The sequence below is a fragment of the Pseudoalteromonas sp. SG43-6 genome (genome assembly GCF_014164365.1).
Lineage (GTDB): Bacteria > Pseudomonadota > Gammaproteobacteria > Enterobacterales > Alteromonadaceae > Pseudoalteromonas > Pseudoalteromonas rhizosphaerae.
On sequence record NZ_JACJEZ010000010.1, the window covers coordinates 23,256 to 43,867 of the forward strand.

At 40.8% G+C, this 20,612-nt stretch carries 18 protein-coding genes; 6 read left to right on the plus strand and 12 right to left on the minus strand.

All coding sequences use genetic code 11. From position 1 onward, the window contains the following. Positions 1 to 12: 12 nt before the first annotated feature. The gene (locus H5201_RS06145; RefSeq protein ID WP_149981938.1) at positions 13 to 681 is read right to left on the minus strand and encodes a response regulator; all 669 of its coding nucleotides are present in this window, start codon (positions 679 to 681) and stop codon (positions 13 to 15) included. Further along, complete coding sequence (locus tag H5201_RS06150; protein ID WP_182783964.1) at positions 674 to 1,999, minus strand: DUF4118 domain-containing protein; 1,326 nt, start codon at positions 1,997 to 1,999, stop codon at positions 674 to 676. Before H5201_RS06150 ends, H5201_RS06145 begins: the two co-directional genes overlap by 8 nt. Positions 2,000 to 2,204: 205 nt before the next feature. On the opposite strand from H5201_RS06150, the gene H5201_RS06155 reads away from it, so the two are divergent. The 3 genes from H5201_RS06155 to H5201_RS06165 are packed head-to-tail and all read left to right on the plus strand — an operon-like array spanning position 2,205 to position 5,692. Continuing rightward, positions 2,205 to 3,659, plus strand: coding sequence for a TrkH family potassium uptake protein (locus H5201_RS06155; protein ID WP_182783966.1), 1,455 nt, complete (start codon positions 2,205 to 2,207; stop codon positions 3,657 to 3,659). A gap of 12 nt (positions 3,660 to 3,671) precedes the next feature. Next, positions 3,672 to 4,325, plus strand: a complete 654-nt coding sequence (locus H5201_RS06160; RefSeq protein ID WP_182718253.1) for a TrkA family potassium uptake protein — start codon at positions 3,672 to 3,674, stop codon at positions 4,323 to 4,325. 2 nt (positions 4,326 to 4,327) lie between these two features. After that, positions 4,328 to 5,692, plus strand: a complete 1,365-nt coding sequence (locus H5201_RS06165; RefSeq protein ID WP_182739983.1) for a TrkH family potassium uptake protein — start codon at positions 4,328 to 4,330, stop codon at positions 5,690 to 5,692. A 553-nt stretch (positions 5,693 to 6,245) separates the two neighbouring features. Here the strand turns inward: H5201_RS06165 and H5201_RS06170 are convergent. The 3 genes from H5201_RS06170 to H5201_RS06180 form a co-directional block, all read right to left on the minus strand. After that, positions 6,246 to 6,626, minus strand: a complete 381-nt coding sequence (locus H5201_RS06170) for a VanZ family protein (RefSeq protein ID WP_182783968.1) — start codon at positions 6,624 to 6,626, stop codon at positions 6,246 to 6,248. Between the two features lie 88 nt (positions 6,627 to 6,714). Then, the gene (locus H5201_RS06175; protein WP_182718251.1) at positions 6,715 to 7,041 is read right to left on the minus strand and encodes a YkgJ family cysteine cluster protein; all 327 of its coding nucleotides are present in this window, start codon (positions 7,039 to 7,041) and stop codon (positions 6,715 to 6,717) included. 47 nt (positions 7,042 to 7,088) lie between these two features. After that, complete coding sequence (locus H5201_RS06180; RefSeq protein ID WP_182783970.1) at positions 7,089 to 9,038, minus strand: ATP-dependent DNA helicase RecQ; 1,950 nt, start codon at positions 9,036 to 9,038, stop codon at positions 7,089 to 7,091. A 267-nt stretch (positions 9,039 to 9,305) separates the two neighbouring features. On the opposite strand from H5201_RS06180, the gene H5201_RS06185 reads away from it, so the two are divergent. Continuing rightward, positions 9,306 to 10,610: an NAD(P)/FAD-dependent oxidoreductase gene (locus H5201_RS06185; RefSeq protein WP_182718249.1), complete on the plus strand. Its 1,305-nt coding sequence runs from the start codon at positions 9,306 to 9,308 to the stop codon at positions 10,608 to 10,610. Between the two features lie 506 nt (positions 10,611 to 11,116). Here the strand turns inward: H5201_RS06185 and H5201_RS06190 are convergent. The 3 genes from H5201_RS06190 to H5201_RS23540 all read right to left on the minus strand — a co-directional run bounded on the left by H5201_RS06190 (position 11,117) and on the right by H5201_RS23540 (position 13,034). Continuing rightward, positions 11,117 to 12,091 carry a transposase gene (locus H5201_RS06190; protein WP_182761740.1) on the minus strand — a complete coding sequence of 325 codons (975 nt, stop codon included), beginning with the start codon at positions 12,089 to 12,091 and terminating at the stop codon, positions 11,117 to 11,119. 142 nt (positions 12,092 to 12,233) lie between these two features. Further along, positions 12,234 to 12,443, minus strand: a complete 210-nt coding sequence (locus H5201_RS23535) for a hypothetical protein (protein ID WP_404936354.1) — start codon at positions 12,441 to 12,443, stop codon at positions 12,234 to 12,236. A 114-nt stretch (positions 12,444 to 12,557) separates the two neighbouring features. Beyond that, on the minus strand, positions 12,558 to 13,034 hold the full coding sequence (locus H5201_RS23540) for a transporter substrate-binding domain-containing protein (protein WP_404698739.1): 477 nt from the start codon (positions 13,032 to 13,034) through the stop codon (positions 12,558 to 12,560). Between the two features lie 248 nt (positions 13,035 to 13,282). Between H5201_RS23540 and H5201_RS06205 the strand changes: the two genes are divergently transcribed. After that, positions 13,283 to 14,788 carry a DUF2235 domain-containing protein gene (locus H5201_RS06205; RefSeq protein ID WP_182718245.1) on the plus strand — a complete coding sequence of 502 codons (1,506 nt, stop codon included), beginning with the start codon at positions 13,283 to 13,285 and terminating at the stop codon, positions 14,786 to 14,788. A gap of 52 nt (positions 14,789 to 14,840) precedes the next feature. Here H5201_RS06205 and eat read toward each other — a convergent pair whose 3' ends face one another. The 3 genes from eat to H5201_RS06220 are packed head-to-tail and all read right to left on the minus strand — an operon-like array spanning position 14,841 to position 18,562. Beyond that, complete coding sequence (gene eat / locus H5201_RS06210; protein WP_220497151.1) at positions 14,841 to 16,238, minus strand: ethanolamine permease; 1,398 nt, start codon at positions 16,236 to 16,238, stop codon at positions 14,841 to 14,843. A 51-nt stretch (positions 16,239 to 16,289) separates the two neighbouring features. Then, positions 16,290 to 17,159: an ethanolamine ammonia-lyase subunit EutC gene (gene eutC, locus H5201_RS06215; protein WP_182718244.1), complete on the minus strand. Its 870-nt coding sequence runs from the start codon at positions 17,157 to 17,159 to the stop codon at positions 16,290 to 16,292. Continuing rightward, positions 17,156 to 18,562, minus strand: coding sequence for an ethanolamine ammonia-lyase subunit EutB (locus H5201_RS06220; RefSeq protein WP_182718243.1), 1,407 nt, complete (start codon positions 18,560 to 18,562; stop codon positions 17,156 to 17,158). The genes eutC and H5201_RS06220 overlap by 4 nt, the downstream gene beginning before the upstream one ends. A gap of 246 nt (positions 18,563 to 18,808) precedes the next feature. Here H5201_RS06220 and H5201_RS06225 point away from each other — a divergent pair, with 246 nt between their 5' ends. Then, positions 18,809 to 19,759, plus strand: a complete 951-nt coding sequence (locus H5201_RS06225) for a helix-turn-helix domain-containing protein (RefSeq protein WP_182761738.1) — start codon at positions 18,809 to 18,811, stop codon at positions 19,757 to 19,759. A 23-nt stretch (positions 19,760 to 19,782) separates the two neighbouring features. Here H5201_RS06225 and H5201_RS06230 read toward each other — a convergent pair whose 3' ends face one another. Beyond that, a complete protein-coding gene (locus tag H5201_RS06230) occupies positions 19,783 to 20,493 on the minus strand; it encodes an ABC transporter substrate-binding protein (RefSeq protein ID WP_182718241.1) in 711 nt (236 codons plus the stop codon). Positions 20,494 to 20,612: the final 119 nt, after the last annotated feature.

A 20,612-nucleotide genomic window follows, 5' to 3' on the forward strand; every position in this document is an offset into this window, starting at 1 on the left:
CGCTTTAATACTTTAATCTACTAATCTATATCCTACCGCAGGCTCAGTAAGTAAATACTTTGGGCTTGCGGGATTTGCCTCTAATTTTTGCCTTAGCTGCGCTACATGCACACGCACATATTCAGGACGATTTATATATTGCTCTCCCCATATATGGCTTAATATTGCATTATGAGTCAGTACCTTATCTTTATTTTGAAATAATAACAGTAAGATTGCATATTCCTTTTTAGTCAGCTTAACCTCATTGTCACCAACACGCACAATATGCTTATTTGGGTCAATACAAATGTCGCCACATTGCAACGCAAAACTGACTTGATTATTAGTACGCAGTAACACCCGAATACGCGCTAATAGTTCATTGGCGCTAAAAGGTTTAGTAAGGAAATCATTGGCCCCATTATCAAGCGCAGTGACTTTTTCCACTTCACCATCACGAGCTGAAAGCACTAATACCGGTAACTGGCTCCATTGCCTAAACTCCACTAGCCAGTCTTGACCATCCATATCCAAAAGCCCTAAATCTAATAATACAAGGTCATAACTTTGCTCACTTAAAAGTGCAAAACCATCCAGCCCTTTATCACAAATACTCAGCTCATAGCCACTGGCTTGCAGTAAGGTTTTTAAAAAGCTTTGCAACGGCGGAGAATCTTCAAGTATTAAGATTTTAGTCATTATTTTTTATCCAGATTAATTTTGCCAAGGCCATTTCTGTATCGTTATCTATCGTCAGTGAAAATGTGCCTTGATGAAACTTAGCAACCACATCACAAATTACACTGCCAAGCCCTACACCTTCATCAGCACTTGCCTGTGGCTTGCTAATTAATTTATTGCTCAATAGTAATTGATAACTCACCGCTGACTCGTAACGGCTTTGGGTAAATTCAACAACCACCTCACCATCACCATAACGCCATGCATTTTCGAGCATATTTGCCAGTGCTATTTCTAACAGTGTCACATCGCCTTGGCAGCTCGAATTGGCATCAATATTTGTTGTTACCACAAAATGCGCTAATTGCTGCTGCCTACGTGCTTTTGCTTCGCTTAGCAAAGCTTGCAAGTTAATTGTTTGCCAGCACAGGTTTTCGCCCATTTTATTTACTCGGCTAAGCTCCATCACCTTGTCAAAATGCTGATTAAGAATTTTACTTTGCTCATAAATATTACCGGCCTGCTCTTTTATTATCTCTTCACTGAGTGTGATCTCATCATCGGCCAACATGCTTGAGGCGCCCATAATAGTTGCCAGTGGCGTGCGCAAGTCATGAGATAAACTGCGTAATAATGCATTTTTAGCACGCTCGAGTTCAGCTTGAACTGAAATTGCCGCCGACTGCTGCCTCAGTAAGGTTTTCTCATGTACCTGATACAACAATGAAATTGCGGTATTTACGAAGCTCCTTTGTCCTTCAGACAGTAACGTTGCAAAAGCAAACCCCCCCATACTTTGCTCTTTATCACTTAATAGCATAAATTCACCTGCCACTTGCTGACGCATTTGTTGAAATTGGCAAGTAATGGCCAAATGCTCGCTAATAAGCTGCTGAAAGTACTGCTTTTGCTCATCCAGTGCGTCTAAACTATTTAATCCTTTAGCCAGCTCATACAGTGTTCGACTATTACTCGCGTGTAATTGTACATCTCGCACCTTAGTGTTTAATTCGCCCGCTAACTGGCTGATCATCAGTCCCACAATGAGCATCACGATAAAAGTAACTAGATACTCAATATTTTCAATATGAAAAGTAAAATACGGGGTAACATAAAACCAATCGGTACACGCTACACTGACCAAGGTGGTAATGGCTGCAACGCGTCGGTTACTGCGAACTGCAACCCAGGCGACCCATAACAGCTGTAACATCACAATGTCGGTGGTCGAAAACCAATCTCGTAACGGATAAATCGCCATAACTACAATGATCGGCATTATCACCGCCAAAAAAAATGCTTTATATTTGCTTGGTTTGCCCTGCACTTGATTCATTAACGATTCCTCTGACAATTAACTACATAGGTTACTGCCTTTTCAATATTGCCTCTATAAAGTTTTTATAAAGTTTTTTATCTCATTTATAAAATCTTTATAAAGCTTTGCAGTGCAGCGCTGACTTTACTATTTGATCCCGTATATTCAACTCAACTTTAGTGATTGCGTGTTACCTGCTATAGGTATTTGATAAGGCGTATTGATGATAAATTGGAAAATCACCTTAAGACTACTCGCCTTTCCTATTATTTGGATGGGAGTGGTACAACTGGTCTTTGCAGCGCTTTCATTATTTATTTTTAAAGACCGAGTTATTAGCGCATTTCTTATTCCTGGCGCAACGATGATCTCTGTCGCTTTAGTGCTACTTATCAATTTACGTAAAACTGATCTAACCGCCGCAACATTCAGAGATGCACTTATTTACGCCACAGTAACGTGGATTATAGCCGGTGTGTTAGGCGCCATTCCTATTCTAGTCGTCACTGGCGTTAACTTTAGCGACGCGGTATTTGAGTCAATCAGCGCCTTAACCACCACTGGCGCAACGGTGTTATCCGGGCTCGATAACATGCCTGCTAGCTTTTTATTGTATCGACAATTCTTACAATGGATGGGCGGTTTAGGCATTGTAATTTTTGTAGTGGCTATTTTACCTATGTTGAATATTGGTGGCATGAAATTATTAAAAGCAGAAACACCAGGCCCCATTAAAGACGAAAAATTAACTCCGCGCGTTGCCAGTACCGCTCATTATTTATGGGGCGTTTATTTAGCAATCACCGTACTTTGTAGTTTAGCCTATTATGCTGGCGGAATGAGTTTTTACGATGCGATTGCACATGCCTTTACCACGGTTTCAACTGGGGGCTTTTCAACCCATGATGCCAGTATGTGGTATTACCACAGCCACTTACTGCTGTGGATAGCTAATGTATTTATGCTTGCAGGAGCGATTAACTTTGCCTTGCACTTCAAAGTAGCGCACAAAAGAGCCATTACTAGTTATTATCATGATGAAGAGACGCGTTATTTTATTTATATAGTGGTGCTTTTATCGGTTCTTTTAACCACCATGCTACTGCTTAAAGACAGCTACTCAAATGTACTTGAAGCATTTAGTTTCTCTACATTTCATATTATTTCTTTTATTACCAGCACCGGTTATGGCGCAGCAAGCTTTACTGACTGGCCAGCTGAGGCTGGGTTTTTACTGGTTATTGCCGGCTATCTTGGTGGTTGTGCAGGTTCAACGGCTGGCGGAAATAAAATAATTCGTAACATTATTGTTGGCAAAATGATTAATAACAATATTAAACAGCTGCTTCACCCAAGAGCGATATTTACACTGAAGTATCAAGGATCGCCCGTTAAAGAAGATGTACGCCATGCAATTATGGCATTTATGAGCTTTGCTGTTGGTTCAAGCTTACTGTTTACAATGTTGCTTATGGCAACGGGTCTGGATTTTTGGAGCGCATTTACTGCAGTAGCTGCATGCGTCAATGTACTTGGCCCTGGATTTGGTGAAGTTGGCGCTAACTTTCAACCCGTTTCAGACACCGGTATTTGGATACTCTCGGTCGCTATGATCGTGGGTCGGTTAGAATATTTTACTGTTTTTACACTTTTTACTCATAGCTTTTGGAAAAAATAACGAAGGAATACTATGGCACATTTTACAGTTATCGGTTTAGGCCGCTTTGGCATTGCAGCAAGCTTGGAGTTGATCCATTTAGGACACACAGTGACTGGCGTTGATAGCAACCCAAAACTCGCCGAAAAGTATGTTGAGCACTTATCAGAGACAGTGGTATGCGATTCAACAGATGAAGCGGCGTTAAAGGAGCTCGATTTAGCAAATAGTGAAGCGGTCTTAGTCGCGATCGGTGAAGATATGCAGTCCAGCATATTGTGTACCTTAGCACTAAAAAATTTAGCGGTTAAACAAATATGGGTTAAAGCCAGCACCAAAGCGCATCATACGATTATATCAAAGTTGGGTGTCTCGCGTATTATTCACCCAGAAGAAGAAATGGGTGTGCGCGTTGCACAAGCGCTTAATTACCCGATAGTGAACGACTATATTTCATTAGGCAATGGCTTATACGTTGTTGAAGTAAGTATAAAAGCTCACCTACATAAAACAAAACTAGGGCATCTACTCAGAGAAATAAAAGGCACTGTAGACCCTCTATTGGTAAAGCGCGCCAAGCAAACGTTTGTCAAGCTTGATGACGACTTTGAGTTACATACCCACGACACCTTACTGCTATCAGGTAGCCGAGTCGAATTAAACTATCTAGCTCCAAGGCTGTTATAACCATGGTTTTATGGCACCCTCTCAAAACGCCTATTGAGCGCAAAGTCAGTGGGCATAAAAAAATCAATGCTGCACCGCCGCTTATTTTATGCTGCAGCTTTTTGATATTAATCGCACTAGGGGCTTTAGCATTAAAGCTGCCTTTTGCCACCAATGAACCTATTTCGTGGATACAAAGTGCCTTTACTGCAACATCGGCGGTAACCGTCACCGGATTAGTTGTGGTAGACACAGGCTCCGCATTTACCCCTTTTGGCCAAGGGGTGATCGCGCTATTAATTCAACTTGGTGGCTTGGGTTTGATGACATTTGCAGTGGTAACCTTGCTGGCATTGGGTAACAAAGTTGGCTTTATTCAAAAAACAGTAACTAAAGCAGCTTTTAATCAAACAGATACATCAACACTTTTGAGTACGGCAAAATCAGTGTTGCTTTTTGCCATCATTGTTGAGTCACTCGGTGTTGTTATTTTAACGCTGTACTGGCTCCCTGAGCTGGGCTTACAAACCAGCTTTTTCCATGCGTTGTTTTATACCATTAGTGCATTTAATAATGCGGGATTTGCGCTTAGCCCCAACAGCCTAATGCAGTATGTTGACGATCCTGTGATCAATCTTACCGTTACTGGTTTGTTTATTATCGGTGGCCTAGGTTTTACCGTACTCATGGATGTGTATAAATCAAAACGTTGGGCAGCCCTTAGCACCTATAGTAAGTTAATGCTGATCAGCACGGTTATCATCAATATTGTAGCGCTGGTACTGATTTACGTTATTGAATATGACAATCCAAAAACACTGCAACCCTTGTCAGAAGTCGGTAAATGGCTAGCTGCTTGGTTTCAAGCCGTAACACCGCGTACGGCTGGATTTAATACCATTGCTATAGAAGAGCTGAGAAATGCCAGTACCGCATTAACAATGATGTTAATGTTTATTGGTGGAGGCTCACTCAGTACCGCAAGTGGTATAAAAGTAGTGACTTTTGTGGTGTTGATTTTAGCAACTTACAGCTACTTACGCCGCGATAAAGGCGTTACTGTGTTACGCCGAGAAATCGACAAAGAATCTGTATATAAAGCACTGGCTTTAACCCTTGTTTCAGCGGGTATAACATGGCTGGCTATTTTTACTTTACTGATTGTTGAAGATGCGCCTTTTTTAGATGTCGCCTTTGAGGCTGTGTCTGCACTTGGCACTGTAGGATTGTCGCGGGGTTTAACTGCTTCTCTTTCTCCGCTGGGCGAATTTATCATTATGTTTTTAATGTTTATGGGAAGGATTGGTCCCTTAACCATTGCCTACTTTTTAGCGAGTCCTCGCAGTAGGAAACTAAGGTATCCAAGCGCACAATTATCGATTGGCTAAATAGCAGAGCTGGGAGAATCTCAAACTAAATCCCAGCTAATGCTCGCTCAGTGGTTTACTCACCTGATGCCATTTAAAATTCGCCACATACTAACAGACGATTTTCATAGGTTAAAAACACAGATAATAACGCAGACACCCATCTTAATTTCGTAATATGTAGACTAAAAATTGATTGGAAAATAACAAAGACATCCACTGTTAATTTATGGAATACAGCCAAAAATTAACCATGATGGTTTAAGAGCTTGCATAAAGATAATAACACAGACACCAATCTTAATTTCGTAATGTGTAAACTAAAAATTGATTGGAAAATAACAAAGACACCCATTGTTAATTTATGGAATACAGCCAAAAATTAACCATGATGATTTAAGAGCTTGCATAACGAATATGAGGTTGGTTAATGGTTCTGAATTGAATTGAATAAAATTTAACTATCGATACATTAATAAACTAACGACAAAAAAACTTTCAAACCAGCGCTTGCTATGCAGGAGAAAAAGCTGTTCATTTGCAGTAATCAACTAATGTAAGCTAACAAAACTCGTCATCGCGAACCTTTATTTATCAGCTTGGTTATCAAACTAAAAGTGAGGATACCAAAAGCATCAGCAAGTAGATCAGCGATGTCTAAGGTTCTACTAGGTATGAAGTATTGGCTTAGCTCTTCCAATAAAACGAATAGAAACACGACGCTCGAACCAATATACAAATTGCATGACAATACTGAATATGATTTTAGCTTAAACGCAAAATTAGCACCTAGAGTAAGCAAACCAAATAAATAAAAGTGCCCTACTTTATCGCCATAAGGGATACTTCTAACAAGCTCAAAGAAAATACTATGTTGCCCCGTATTAGCTTGATATATGACCCATATAATAAAGCTAAGAAAAGTAACTGACACAATAGTGATTAATTTATGCATGATTGTTTAATGTTATTGTTGAGTTACCAACCATAGCCGAATAGTGATTATAATTCAATCACTTAGTGTTCCGCTGCTAAAGCAACCATCAGATCCCTGCAAGGTCACGCTCGGTGATGCACTCGTCCGATGCCATTTCAAATTCGCGGCATACTAACGGGCGGTTTTCGTAGATTGAACACATTAAGGTATTGCGGTCGAGTGCTTGGCACCAACCATCATCGGCGCGTTTCATCACTTCGCTGCCCCATTTATCATACTCAATATAATGAAATGGCACACCGGTGTCGGTCACAATACGCACTTCTAACTGACAACAACATGCTTGGCAGTTAGCACAGGTAACCGGCTCAGGGGCGTTAGTAACTGTTTCAATAGGAATTATATTGTCGATGGGGATAACGGTTTGAGGCATAGCGGCTTACTAAAATAATGTTAGCCGCTTAGCATACACGAGCAAAACTAACGCGCCAGTAGTTTCGCTTTTATTTCGCTGTAACGCTGCTGCTCACACAAACCAAAACCACTGAGTTGACGCACTTTGTTACGCGCAAATAACGGTACGCTCATTCCCGCTAAAAAGCGGCATTGGGTTTCAATACCTATATTATGTATACCTTTACTGGCGAGGTGACTAAGTAACTCATCAACCTTTTGATAAATTACAGCATCGTTAGCAAAGCTATGAGCGAGTGAATATTCAAGTGTTACAGCTTGGCCTCTACATACTGAGCAATGGCCGCATTGCTGTGGCGCTTGATGGTCGTCAAAATAACGAGCAAGGTTATAGCTCAAACATGTTTTAAGCTCGAAAAAGCGAATAAGTGCCGCAATACGCTTAATTTCAGCTTGCTCTTTATCAACAAAATAGCTGTGTAATTGCTTAGCCAGCTCAGGGTTATTAATTACCTCATTATGTACTTGATAGACTTGGGTGATTCGCTTTGTTTCAAGTGCTATTAAATTCTTCTCTGCTAAATAATCAAGCGCTGCAACAACGCGTTTGCGATCCACCTGAGCGGCTTGGGTAAGCGTGTCAAAATTTAGTGTGCCCCAGATTTTTTTAAACTGGGTATGGTTAAATATTAACTGTAAAAATGCTTGTCTATCAGCATCAAAGTGACCAAGTAAAGCGGCTTTATCAACCAAAAACTTATATTTAAAGTCGGCGTAATAAGCATAAAGTGGTGTTATTGCACCTTGCATTTCCAATTGTACTAACAAGGTTTTAAGCGCTAATTGGCGAATATTACTATCACTTGAAAGGCTGTATTCTTGCATTTCCCACTGTTGACTTTCTTTTGAGTGATCGCTTTGGTGTTGGCGAATATCGTTGATCACATGCTCAATACCGCTAAGCTCTGGGGTATCGCCATAAACAAAGTTTTCAACCGTGTTTAAGCCATCTAAATTAGCCAATGTAAAACACTGCGATAGTTGTCCGTCTCTCCCTGCACGACCAATTTCTTGGCTGTAGTTTTCAATCGACTTTGGTAAATCATAATGAATAACAAAACGGATATCTGATTTATCAACCCCCATACCAAAAGCAATCGTGGCCACTACGACATTAATTTTACCCGCCATAAAATCATCTTGGATACCATAACGCAGAGTATCTTCAAGCCCAGCATGATAAGCCACAGCGTGTAAGCCCTGGCGGCTAAGCGCTTCAGCGACTTGCTCTGCACTATGTTGTAAGGTCACATAAACAATCCCTGGGCCCGTTTGCTCGCGCACAATATTAGCCAATGTACTTGCTTTATCAGCGCTTTTCACGCTGAGTATCGATAAGTCTAAATTAGCCCGATAAAACCCAGTTTGTACAATGCATTCTGGGGTAATTGCAAAACGTTCACTCATATCACGCTTTACTTTTTTAGTGGCGGTGGCCGTTAATAATAATACCAAGGGAATATTGAGCTCATCACGATAGCGCGGCAGTTTTAAATAATCAGGCCTAAAATTATGGCCCCATTCGGAAATACAGTGAGCTTCGTCAACCACCAGCATTGAAATAGCCACTTGATTAATAAATTCACGAAATCGCTCGTTTTTAAAACGTTCTACCGACACCATTAAGATTTTCACTTTACCGGCACGCACATCGCTCATTACAGTGTGGCTTTGCTCTGTAGTTTGGCTTGAATCAAGGCTTGCGGCATAAATTCCCTTGTTATTTAAAAAACCAATTTGGTCTTTCATCAGCGCAAGTAATGGCGAAACAACCAGCGTTAGATTAGGTAAATGCAATGCAGTTAACTGATAACACAATGACTTACCAGATCCAGTGGGGAAAATTGCCAATGATGATTGGTTATTTAGCAGTTGCTCTATGGTTTGCTGCTGACCTTGGCGAAATTGACTAAACCCAAAGTGTTGCTCAAGTGAAGAAAGTATCGATCCGCTCATAATATTTCCCTTTATTCATATTCCCTAATAAAGGAAATCATAGTTTGAAAATGCAATGTTTGCCATGGTAACTTTTTTTTGCTTTATTTTCTTGGCTTATCTATTTGTTCCTATTAAATTTTACTGACAAATCGTGAGAAAAGGCGCATTATAAATGCGTTGCTTGAAAAGGTATTTTGAACATTTTTGTTCAGCTCAATACCTAAGTGTTCTATACGTTTCATCATCATAAGAGCATTTAGGTATAATTCTTTTGAGGGCAATGAAATGATAACCACACATCCTAAAATCGTGATCATCGGTGGCGGTGCCGGCGGCCTTGAGCTCGCAACGCAATTAGGGCATAAACTAGGGAAGAAAAAACACGCCGACATTCTATTAATTGATAAAAATCGCACCCATATTTGGAAACCTTTGCTGCACGAAGTGGCAACGGGTTCTATAGATGCCGATTTAGATGGGGTAGTTTACTCAGCACACGCAGCAAAACATCATTATAACTTTCAACTTGGCACTTTTTGCAACCTTGATAACGCTAATAAAACCATCACACTCAGTGCCTTTAATGACGAACTTGGCCATCAAATTTTACCACAACGCACCGTTCATTATGACTACTTGGTGATTGCCATCGGCAGCGTCAGTAACGACTTCAATACACCCGGTATTAAAGAACATTGTTTTTATCTTGATTCAAACCAACAAGCGGAACGCTTTCAGCACGCGCTACTCGATAACTTTACTCGGCTACATCAAGACGACGACCCACAGCATGCATTAAATATTGCCATTGTTGGCGGTGGCGCAACAGGCGTTGAACTCTCAGCTGAGCTGTATCATGTTTCTGACTTATTAAAACTTTATGGTTTGACAAATATGTCGGCAAAGCGCTTACACATTCACTTAATCGAAGCAGGCCCGCGTATTTTACCCGCCCTACCAGAGCGTATAGCAAACTCAGCGAAAAGAGAGCTACTAAAGCTTGGTGTTAACGTTCGAGAAAACACCCAAGTAAAGCAGGCAACAAATCAAGGATTCATCACTAAAGATGATGAACAGATCGATGCCGACATTATGGTATGGGCAGCGGGTGTAAAAGCCCCCGATTTTATAAAAGATCTCGGGATTTTTGAACTAACTCGTAATAACCAAATCATGGTGAACGACTATTTGCAAAGTAATAGCGATGACACCATTTTTGTATTAGGTGACTGTTGCGCGTTTACACAAAAAGATGGCAAATTAGTACCGCCCCGTGCGCAATCAGCCCATCAAATGGCACAATGTGTTGAAAAAAACCTAATTGCGACACTGCGCCAACAGCCGTTAACTGGCTTTGAATACAGCGATCATGGTTCGCTCGTCAATTTGTCACGCTACAGTACCGTGGGGAGCTTAATGGGCAACCTCACTAGTAATAGCTTTTTTATTGAAGGCAAGATAGCCCGCTTTATGTATATTTCGCTCTATCGCATGCATCAACGCGCTATCCACGGCAGCGCCAAAACCTTTGCATTATGGATCAGCGAAAAAGTGCTCCGGGTCGTTAGGCCAAAGATGAAATTACATTAAGCAACTAACAAGAGTAAGTGGAGCCGCCGCTTCACTTACACACCTAGAAATAAAATAAAAAATGACACCCATCTAGAAATTATAATGATACCCATTAAAATTAAAATTGACACCCATCCATACACCCATCCATATATATCTAAAAAAATGCAAACTTACATTTTAAAGCAATGGATTGAAGGTAAATAAAAAAGACACCCATCTAAAAATTGCAATTATAATGACACCCATCCATATATATCTAAAAAAATGCAAACTTACATTTTAAAACAATGGATTGAAGGTAAATAAAAAAGACACCCATCTAAAAATTGCAATGACACCCATTCAAAATAAGAATGAAATTGCAAACATCCAGGTTAGGGCAATAAACGAAACAATTAAAAACCGTAGTTATTTTCAAAAAGGACTTTTATACAAATGGCAGATAAATATCAGGCGTTTGCATTTTTAGGCGTCAAAAAAATCTGAATTAATAAGTTATGTATTATTGGTTGGCTACGTTATCACGCTAGTAATTTTTCGCAATTCGTTAGATTCGTTCGTCGCTTAAAGTGTTGATGTTCACAAAACATATTTAACGACTCAGGTCTTCCAACAGCACCGTGAAAAACGGTGGTAAATTTGCTGGTAACTTTCAACCAGTTTTCGGGGGTTATTTGCAACCTTTCAAGCAAAGGGGTTAGATCGGCGGCTATATAACCTATTTTATCAGGACGAATACAGCGCCCTGTCGCATCAACAAGAGAAAGGTAGGAAGTTAGCTCAAAAGGTAAACCTTTCACCATATGCTGTGTTGCCATCCCTGAAAAACGTTGTAATGATTTGGGCTGTTTCCCTGCTGCGACCGAAATAATACGCTTTTTGACACTCGTGAAATCTGAATTTTCTGGTTTGTCAGCAATACCTGCACGAACTGGGTTTAAATCAACATACGCCATACATGCTAATAATGCGGCTTCATCAAGTAACGCTTGGGATTTGAACCGTCCCTCCCAAAATCGCCCCTTACAGTCATCTTCTTTATTTGCTTTTCGCGCTATATATTCATTTAAAGAGCGCATGAACCAGCTAATATCCATTAACCTTGAACGATATTGCGCAATACTATCTGTAACTATTTTCATCTCAAAAGATGCTAGCTTTTCACCTTTAGCAAAACGTCGTGTTAATTCAGAACCTTTAAAGGCTTTATGCCAGCGAATTGCAACTGCTCTATCATTTACTCTTTCCGCCTTTTTACTATCTACGTACACTACAATATGAGTATGATTACTCATTACTGCATAAGCGCACACATCTATAAAAAAGAGAGATGCCAAACTCATTAGCTTATCTTCAACCCATTTTCTGCGGTGTTCATAACATTGACCCGTATATTCATCCACACCACACAAATAGGCACGTCTTACACATCGTGATATACAATGATAGTAACGAGTGTCCGTTAAACTGATTTGTCGATTTCTTGCAGTAGCCATAAATATCTCAGATATCACGTTCCTTATAAAATACTAGTTCCTCATGGTAAAACTGCAAATATAGTCATTATTATGGGTGTCATTTAAGTTTGAATTACTACAATCGCCATTTATTAGGTGGGTGTCTTTATTTTTTTATTAGTTACTCTGGCTGTGCTGAGGCTAGATGTTCGTAACGGGCTAATATTTCATCATATTCACCTGAGCGCTTTATTTGCTCTAGCCCTTTGTTGAAGGAGGTTATTATATATTCAGCATCGGGATGCTCTTTACTGATCCCTATATGAAGAGGGTGCTTAATTAAAGCTGGTTGCCAAATTGTTAGCTCTGTTGAGTAACCATTTTTTTTCATTTCGAACCATGCTGCGTATTTATCAACCAGAGCAATATCAGCGCGATGCTTTTTTACATGCTCAAGACAACTATGGACATTAAGCAAAGGAACGATTGTAAGCCTATCAATAGACTATAAATACTCATGATATCCATAACCTCTGATTGTACTGATTGTTAAGCTTTCTAGGCTGTGAGGGCCTTGATAATCAAGCTGCGACTTAGTATTACTAATTATGCTAAGTTCATTAGTAAAGTAGGGCTGGCTGAACAAAATTGTTTTAGCACGATTTTCTGTCCACCATAATGCAGGGATCAAATCTATTTCATTATTTTCTAACATTCGCATTGCACGACTAAATGGCGCTATTTTAATATCGAATGCAATATTCTGGCTAAAAAATGCAGCACGTACAAGCTCAGTAGTCATACCCGTTCCATCAGCAAATATGTAGGGAGGCCATTCATTATGAGATCCTACTAAAGGCTGTGTTATTGAATTAGAAAGCGCAGCAGTACTTTGTATGCATAACAGCAAAATAATAAAAAATTTAGTCATAGCAACACGATACCTTTTATCATGCCTATCTAAAGATACACAATAATACATTTGCTCTAGGCAAATCTGCGTAACTTAACTATTTAACCTAAGGCTTAATGGCAACTTGAACTTTGTTACTAAACCAGAGCTTCAACTGTTTAAGCTTAGACTACATTTGACTATATTATTTTCAATCTATAAAAAAGTATTGCCTAAAATTAATAACAAAAAATCCTTATAGCATATTTGAGTGGATTGTCTTCAAATTTAAATAATTTACCTGTAAGTTATAAAAAACCACATAAAGGAATGATGCTATGACCGCGAAAACGCTGATTTTCAACTTTGATGGCACAGGTAGTGAGCCACGTGATGCTGAGCAGTTCAGCTCTGCGCATTTTAAGGAAGATGCAAGCATTTCGAATATTCTCAAACTTCATTTATTAATGGGTGGCCAATTAAATAACGAGCCCGTTACTCCTTTTACTAATCAACTTAGCTTCTATTACCAAGGTATTGGAACTCAAGGAAGTCGTTTAAAGCGATTCCTCAATCAATCTTTCGCACCACGCGATGACGATGTTGCCAGTATTTTAAATCATGCTATAAATGATTTTAAGCGCTACTACAAAACTGGCGATACATTGTTACTCACTGGCTTTAGTCGCGGCGCTGCGTTAGCACGACGTTTTGCAAAGTGCTTAGAGCCGCTCATAGATAATAACGTTTATTTATGCGTATTTGATACTGTGGCATCCATTGGTTTATCCAAAGTCACCAAGGCCACCCGAGGCGCTGAGCATGTTATTTTTGAAAACCATACTTTAGCGACCAACATAAATCAGGCTCTGCATTGTGTGGCACTGGATGAAAAGCGTCGAGCTTTTGAGCCTACCCTTATAAATCATCAAAACAATGTACATGAAATATGGTTTGCAGGCGCACATTCCGATATCGGTGGTGGCTATTATCGAGATGGGCTGGCGGATATTTGCTTACGCTTTGCAATGGAGTGGTTACTTGAACTGCCTGTGGCTTTATCCTTTTTAACTAGTCAAGCAATCGAGTATTCATCGTTATTTCCTGCGGATCAAAACAGTTTTATCGCCCAAGATGATATGACCATCACCCCAGATCCTCTCGCGTTAAGCCATCAACAGAATTATTTTTGGTTTAATCCTTTATTTAAACTGATTGATCGTGAATGTACCGTGCTGGTTGATGACGAACAAAGTAAGCTGTTACCCATTATCCACCACAGTGTTGCTACACGTATCAATCAATTAACCAGTTATCGTCCCGAGTCTTTAAAAAACCTTAGTTATCAACTGCTGTATGCAGATCAAACTACGTTTAGTTTTAACGGTTTGTCTGCCCATATAGCTTTAAAAAATCAAAACATGTCAGTGTTACAAATTGGCCAAAGCCAAGATGTGTTGGTTTATGCCGCAGAGCAATACAATGCAACAGGACTAATGCTTGAACAAGGAGCTACTTATCGCTTTAGCCCTTACCCAGAACAACTTTGGTATGACGATGGCGTAAAATGTGGGCCACAAGGTTGGCACCGAGATAACCTACAGTTGGGTGTAAAAGAGATCCCCATGGCATTGCTCGAACCCTTTCGTCGTTTACCACATGCAAACTGGTTTGCCTTAATTGGTGCTATTGCCCATAGCGATAATGATGCTTTTGAGATTGCCGATGGGGGTGAATTTAAAATGACTCACTCAGGAGAATTTACGCCTTTTGCAAATGATTTGGTGCGTTTTTATGGCGCTAATGCTGGGCGTATAAAAATAAACGTGACCCGCCTTGGTTAATTGCATTATTAATAGGCCGTGCTAACGGCCTATTGGTAACATTAAACTATCACTATTTTGCACTTAAAGCGGCTTCAGCTTCAGCCAACATAGCAAACTCTTCATAGGCACTGTGTGCGACTAAGTGCTTACTACTGTATGCAAAGTAATAAATCGCTCCGATCACAAATAGCACCACAGTAAACAAGAATGCACGAGGATCAAACGCGTATACCCCAGTTAAAGCCACCAAAGATAAGACCAGCGCAATTGCTGAGGTTATCATGCCACCTGGCGTTTTATAAGGTCGTGCGAGTTCAGGCTGTTTAATACGCAGTAAAATATGGCTCAATGCCATCAATGCATACGAAACCGTAGCGCCTACCACGGCCATCGCCAGCATTAAATCACCTTCACCACTTAATGATGCTAAGAAACCAAAAATACCCGGCACAATTAAGGCACGTGCCGGCACTTTTCGTGAAGTTGTAACCGACAAACTTTTTGGAAAGTAGCCCGCTCTAGAGAGCGCAAACACTAACCGACTATACCCATAGATAATCGAGAAAAACGACGCCACTAAACCCGCTAAACCTAATATATTAACGAGTGTTGCTAAGCTTGCATTCCCTGTTACGTTTAGCGCATCAACTAACGGCACGGCACTAGACCCCATTGCGCTGGCACCACCGGCACCAGGGATCAATACTACGACTAACAAAGCAGTAAACAATAAAAACAACATTGCACCTATAATTCCTTTTGGCACGTCTTTAGCTGGATCTTTGGCTTCTTCTGCCGCTAATGGTACGCCTTCAACGGCTAAAAATAACCACATTGCAAACGGCAATGCAGCCCACACGCCATACCAACCAAAGGGCAAAAACTCGGAGGCTCCAGCAGCATCGGTGATGGCAATATCAAACAATCGCGACACATCAAAATGTGTAAATAATGCGATCGCAGTGGCTATAATGGCAAAAACCGCTAAGCCACTTATCACCATCATCACTTTTAATGCTTCACCCACTCCCGCTAAATGAATACTGATAAACACAATATAGAACAGCGCATACACCCAAGGACCATTAAAACCCAGTAGCGCTTCGACCGCCGAGCCAATAAAAATAACAATCGCAGCGGGTGCTAATGCATACTCGATTAACACGGCCAAGCCGGTCAAATAACCACCAGCAGGGCCCATTGCCTGACGCGCAAAACTATAGCCACCACCCGATGCCGGAATGGCCGCCGACATTTCTGCTAATGACAAAACCAAAGTTAAATACATCACCGCCATTAATACTGTGGCGACAGCAAAGCCGCCCCAACCAGCTTCTGCAATACCAAAGTTCCAACCCGCAAAATCCCCAGAAATAACATACGACACTCCTAATCCCGCCAATAAAATCCATCCCGCGGAGCCTCGTTTTAACTGTCTTTTTGCAAGGTACTCTTTATTATCTGACATTATCTTCTCCTGCTATTTATTGTTGTAATTACATTATGTTTTCGTTGTTGATTATTCTGATAGTAAAAAGTTTGTTGTTTGCGTTTGATGCTCTATCACATCGTCTTGACTGCGATCTTTTAACCCCACCCCTGACAGGTTTAAACGTTTCGCTTCTTGTAAAAGATATAAAGTTCGTTGTGCTGCATCCTGATATGACAGCCCAGCAGGACGAATATTAGAGATACAATTACGACAAGCATCATTCAGCCCTGTTTTTGGCTGCCAAGTTAAATACAGCCCTAAACTATCTGGAGAACTTAGCCCTGGCCGTTCACCAATTAATACCAGCACCACCTTGGCATTAAGGAGCTCACCTATGTCGTCGCCTATCGCCACTCTACCTTGCTCAACTAAGCTGATCGGTGCCAAACGCCATGGCTCTGGTTGTTCACGCAGTATCGTCAGTAACTGAACAAGAAAAGGATGGGCATTTTTTTGTACTGCTAAAGACGATAAACCATCAACAATAACGATTGCGATATCATGGTGTAACTCAGTGGCTATAGCCGCTTTCCTCATATAGTTGCTTAGCTGATCGCGCGATGCTTGATCTAGTTTTCGACCTAAATCAGGGCGTTGTAAATAATGATTGCGATCCACGGCTTGACTATGTAAATGCAGTGGTGATGCGCAAAAATCCTCTAGCTGTTCACTTAACGCAGCTAAATCCAATGGAAAATTAACCGCATCTCGTGCTTGCGCATGGGAGAGTTGAAACGCCAACATTTCAGCCGTCGGAAGACTGATCCCAGCGCGCCCTAAACCAATGCGTGCATCGGTAAAGCTGCGTAGTTGCCGCCATGGGTTATGCACCACTTTGCCATTATCTTGATGTTGTTGCTGTATTTGCTGTGCCGTTTTGGGTGATGAGTTTTTCATGGCTGTCCACCACCTAAAGCTTTCAAAGAACGCGCAAATTGTGACGGTAACGTGTCAGACAAAATATGCTGCTGGGTATCTGTCATAATGTTCATTTTTGCCAGCCAAAGTTCGAATTCAGGTGCTGGACGCAAACCTAATACCCGCCTTGCATACAGAGCATCATGAAATGAGGTGGTTTGATAGTTAAGCATAATATCGTCAGATCCGGGGATCCCCATTACAAACGAACACCCCGCTACACCGAGTAAGGTCAGTAAGTTGTCCATATCATTTTGATCTGCCTCAGCATGGTTGGTGTAGCACACATCACAGCCCATAGGCACACCCAGTAATTTGGCACAAAAATGGTCTTCAAGCCCTGCTCGAGTAATTTCTTTGCCATCAAATAGATATTCCGGGCCAATAAAACCCACTACGGTATTGACCAGTAACGGTTTGAATTTTCGCGCTACGGCATAAGCACGGGTTTCACACGTTTGTTGATCAAGCCCATGGTGGGCATTTGCTGATAGCGAGCTGCCCTGCCCCGTTTCAAAATACATCACATTATTGCCTACTGTTCCGCGTTTTAAACTTTGTGCTGCATCTTGCGCCTCAGCAAGTGTATTTAAATTAAAACCAAAACTTGAGTTAGTCGCCTCAGTCCCCCCTATAGACTGAAACACTAAGTCAACCGGCGCACCGGCCTCAATACATTCAATGGTGTTAGTTACATGCGTGAGAACACAGCTTTGAGTCGGGATCTGGTATTTTTCAATCACATCATCCATTAACCGCATTAATTTAATCGCTTGTGCAACATTATCAGTGGCGGGGTTAATACCAATTACGGCATCGCCACTGCCATACAGCAGCCCATCTAAAATACTCGCGGCAATGCCATTTACATTATCTGTTGGATGATTAGGCTGTAAGCGTGTTGATAAGTGGCCAGGTAAGCCAATGGTATTTCTAAATGCAGTCGTAACATGGCACTTTTTGGCAACTAAGATCAGATCTTGATTACGCATTATTTTACTAACAGCAGCAGCCATTTCGGGGGTAATACCCGCTCTGATTGTCGCTAAAACATGGCTTGTTGCGTGATCACTCAGCAGCCAATTACGAAAATCACCTACCGTTAAATGTGCGATTGCTGCAAATGCGTTAGTGTCATGTTCATCTATTATTAGCCGAGTAATTTCATCGTCTTCATAAGGGATCAAGGCATCGTTCAAGAATGTTTTTAAAGGGACTTCTGCCAGCGTCATTTGTGCCACGGCTCGCTCTTCGGCAGAACTGGCAATAACACCTGCCAAGCTATCACCAGAGCGCTGCGGGGTCGCTTTAGCCATTAACTGTGCGAGATTGTTAAACTGGTAGGTTTTACTTCCTAACGTGTATCGATACGATTTACTCATAAACTTACCTTGCTGACAAAATGTGTGTTAAAAAGGATAGGCACAGCTATTGCTTTTACTACAATAAAAAACAATAAATAAAGCAATAAACAGTACAACGATTCTTTTAAGGTAGCTTATAGCGTACCAAGCAACTATCAAGTTTTGGCAAATGTTACTTAAACAATAAAAATCATATAGTTAAAATTAAAAATCGGACAACTACTGTTTACTTGTAATAATTAGCCTGAGGTGTAATACGCAACTATGCAACATAATTTACCGACAAATGCACCAAGTAAGTGCACTTTAGCTACAACCGATGTGGACCAGCAGGCGGGAAACCTAACAAACTGGCAACAAAAATATGATCAAGTCAGTGATGGCCGCTTTTATGGCTGTATTGATGAAGTGGCTTATGATGGTTTGCAAGTGTTTAAAGAGTATACCCAGTGCGCATTACGACAACAGTGTAAAGTATGGCCAAATGCGTTATGGCTTGGCATTCCGGTAAACGCACAAAACAGTAAAATTAATGGTCTCACCATCGCTGATAATCAATTAATGTGCCGCCCAAGTGATTGCAACTTTGAGCTGATCACCCCTGAGCAATTTAATATTTATGGCATGGTGATCAATCAAGATACGCTTCATCAAATTGCTCAGCGACAAGGGTTGTCGCTTCAGGGCATTTGTGAACATGGGTCACCGCGTATTACAACATCACCACAAACACTGCAACGTGCTCGTGAATGCATTGAACAAATCATTTATGCTAATGGCGGTGGAGCAAGTGCGGCTTTACAACACGATATTTTATTAAATTTAGTGCTGCACTTACTGCAATCACAACTCCCCCAGCAAAAAGTAACCCCAAGTTATAAACACCGTAAAAACGTTGTTGATAAAGCGAAAGAATTTATTCACGATCACCCAGACAACATAGTGACTATCACCCAATTATGTGAGTTTACCTACGTTTGTCGACGGACTTTACAATACAGCTTTGAAAGTATTTTAGGCATCAATCCGCTGCGTTTTTTACGCATGACCCGGCTTAACCAAATACGCCGTGAACTCAGTGATCCGCAACAAAATAAACACATTTCAATGATTGCCGCCAATTGGGGCTTTTGGCATCCGGGCCAGTTTGCTAAAGACTATAAACAACTATTTGGTGAAAACCCTTCAGACACAGTAAAACGTGCGCAGCTTTAGTGGTATCAATTATAGCCAGTTAATTAATAGGTATAGCTGGCAATTATTTGCTTGATATTCGATTGCATATCAATGATCGCTGCATTAATTGAGCGCACATTGTCCATCGTGACCGTTTTTTTACTGAGCATAAAATGGATTGGATTATCATGAATAACATAAGGATGCAGTGTAATACCGGGGATTTTTTCTTGGCTTATGAGGTATAACCCAGATATTTCATCATCGATCATAAAATCGACGCGTTTAGCTTTTAACATATATAGCCGGTGCTTGAGCAAAGGTACTCGTACAAGTAAATCTTTATTGTTTGTGACTTTGCTTAGCTGCTCAAATTCTTTACCATAATAACCACCATTATTTACGGCTATGGTTTTTTGTTGCGCCAACAGGCTGGCTAAATCGTGTGTTAGGTACTTAGCATCTTCATACCAGAACAGCCGCATTTTCTCACGTCTATATGGGGTTGAAAAGTGACTATATTGGGCACGTTGTTGATTGAAACTCGCAGCAGTTAATATATCCACGCGGCCTTTTTCAAGCTCGACCAAACCGCGCTTTGATGACGGTAAAGACACAAACTGACTACAGAATCCAGCATGCGTTAACACCAAACGGCTGATCTCTACATCTATTCCTGTAAGAGCCTGCTCACCATCAAAGACAAACGGTGGCCAAGGTAACACCACCCCTACTTGCAGAGTTTTTTCGCAGCCGCTACTAATTGGACTCAACAATATCAAAAATAAGTAAATGTATTTAATAACTACAGCCTAGTAAAATTATAGACGCTTTGTACAGTATGGTGCATCTGACTCGAAATACAAAAAAAGCAGCCCGAAAGCTGCTTTAT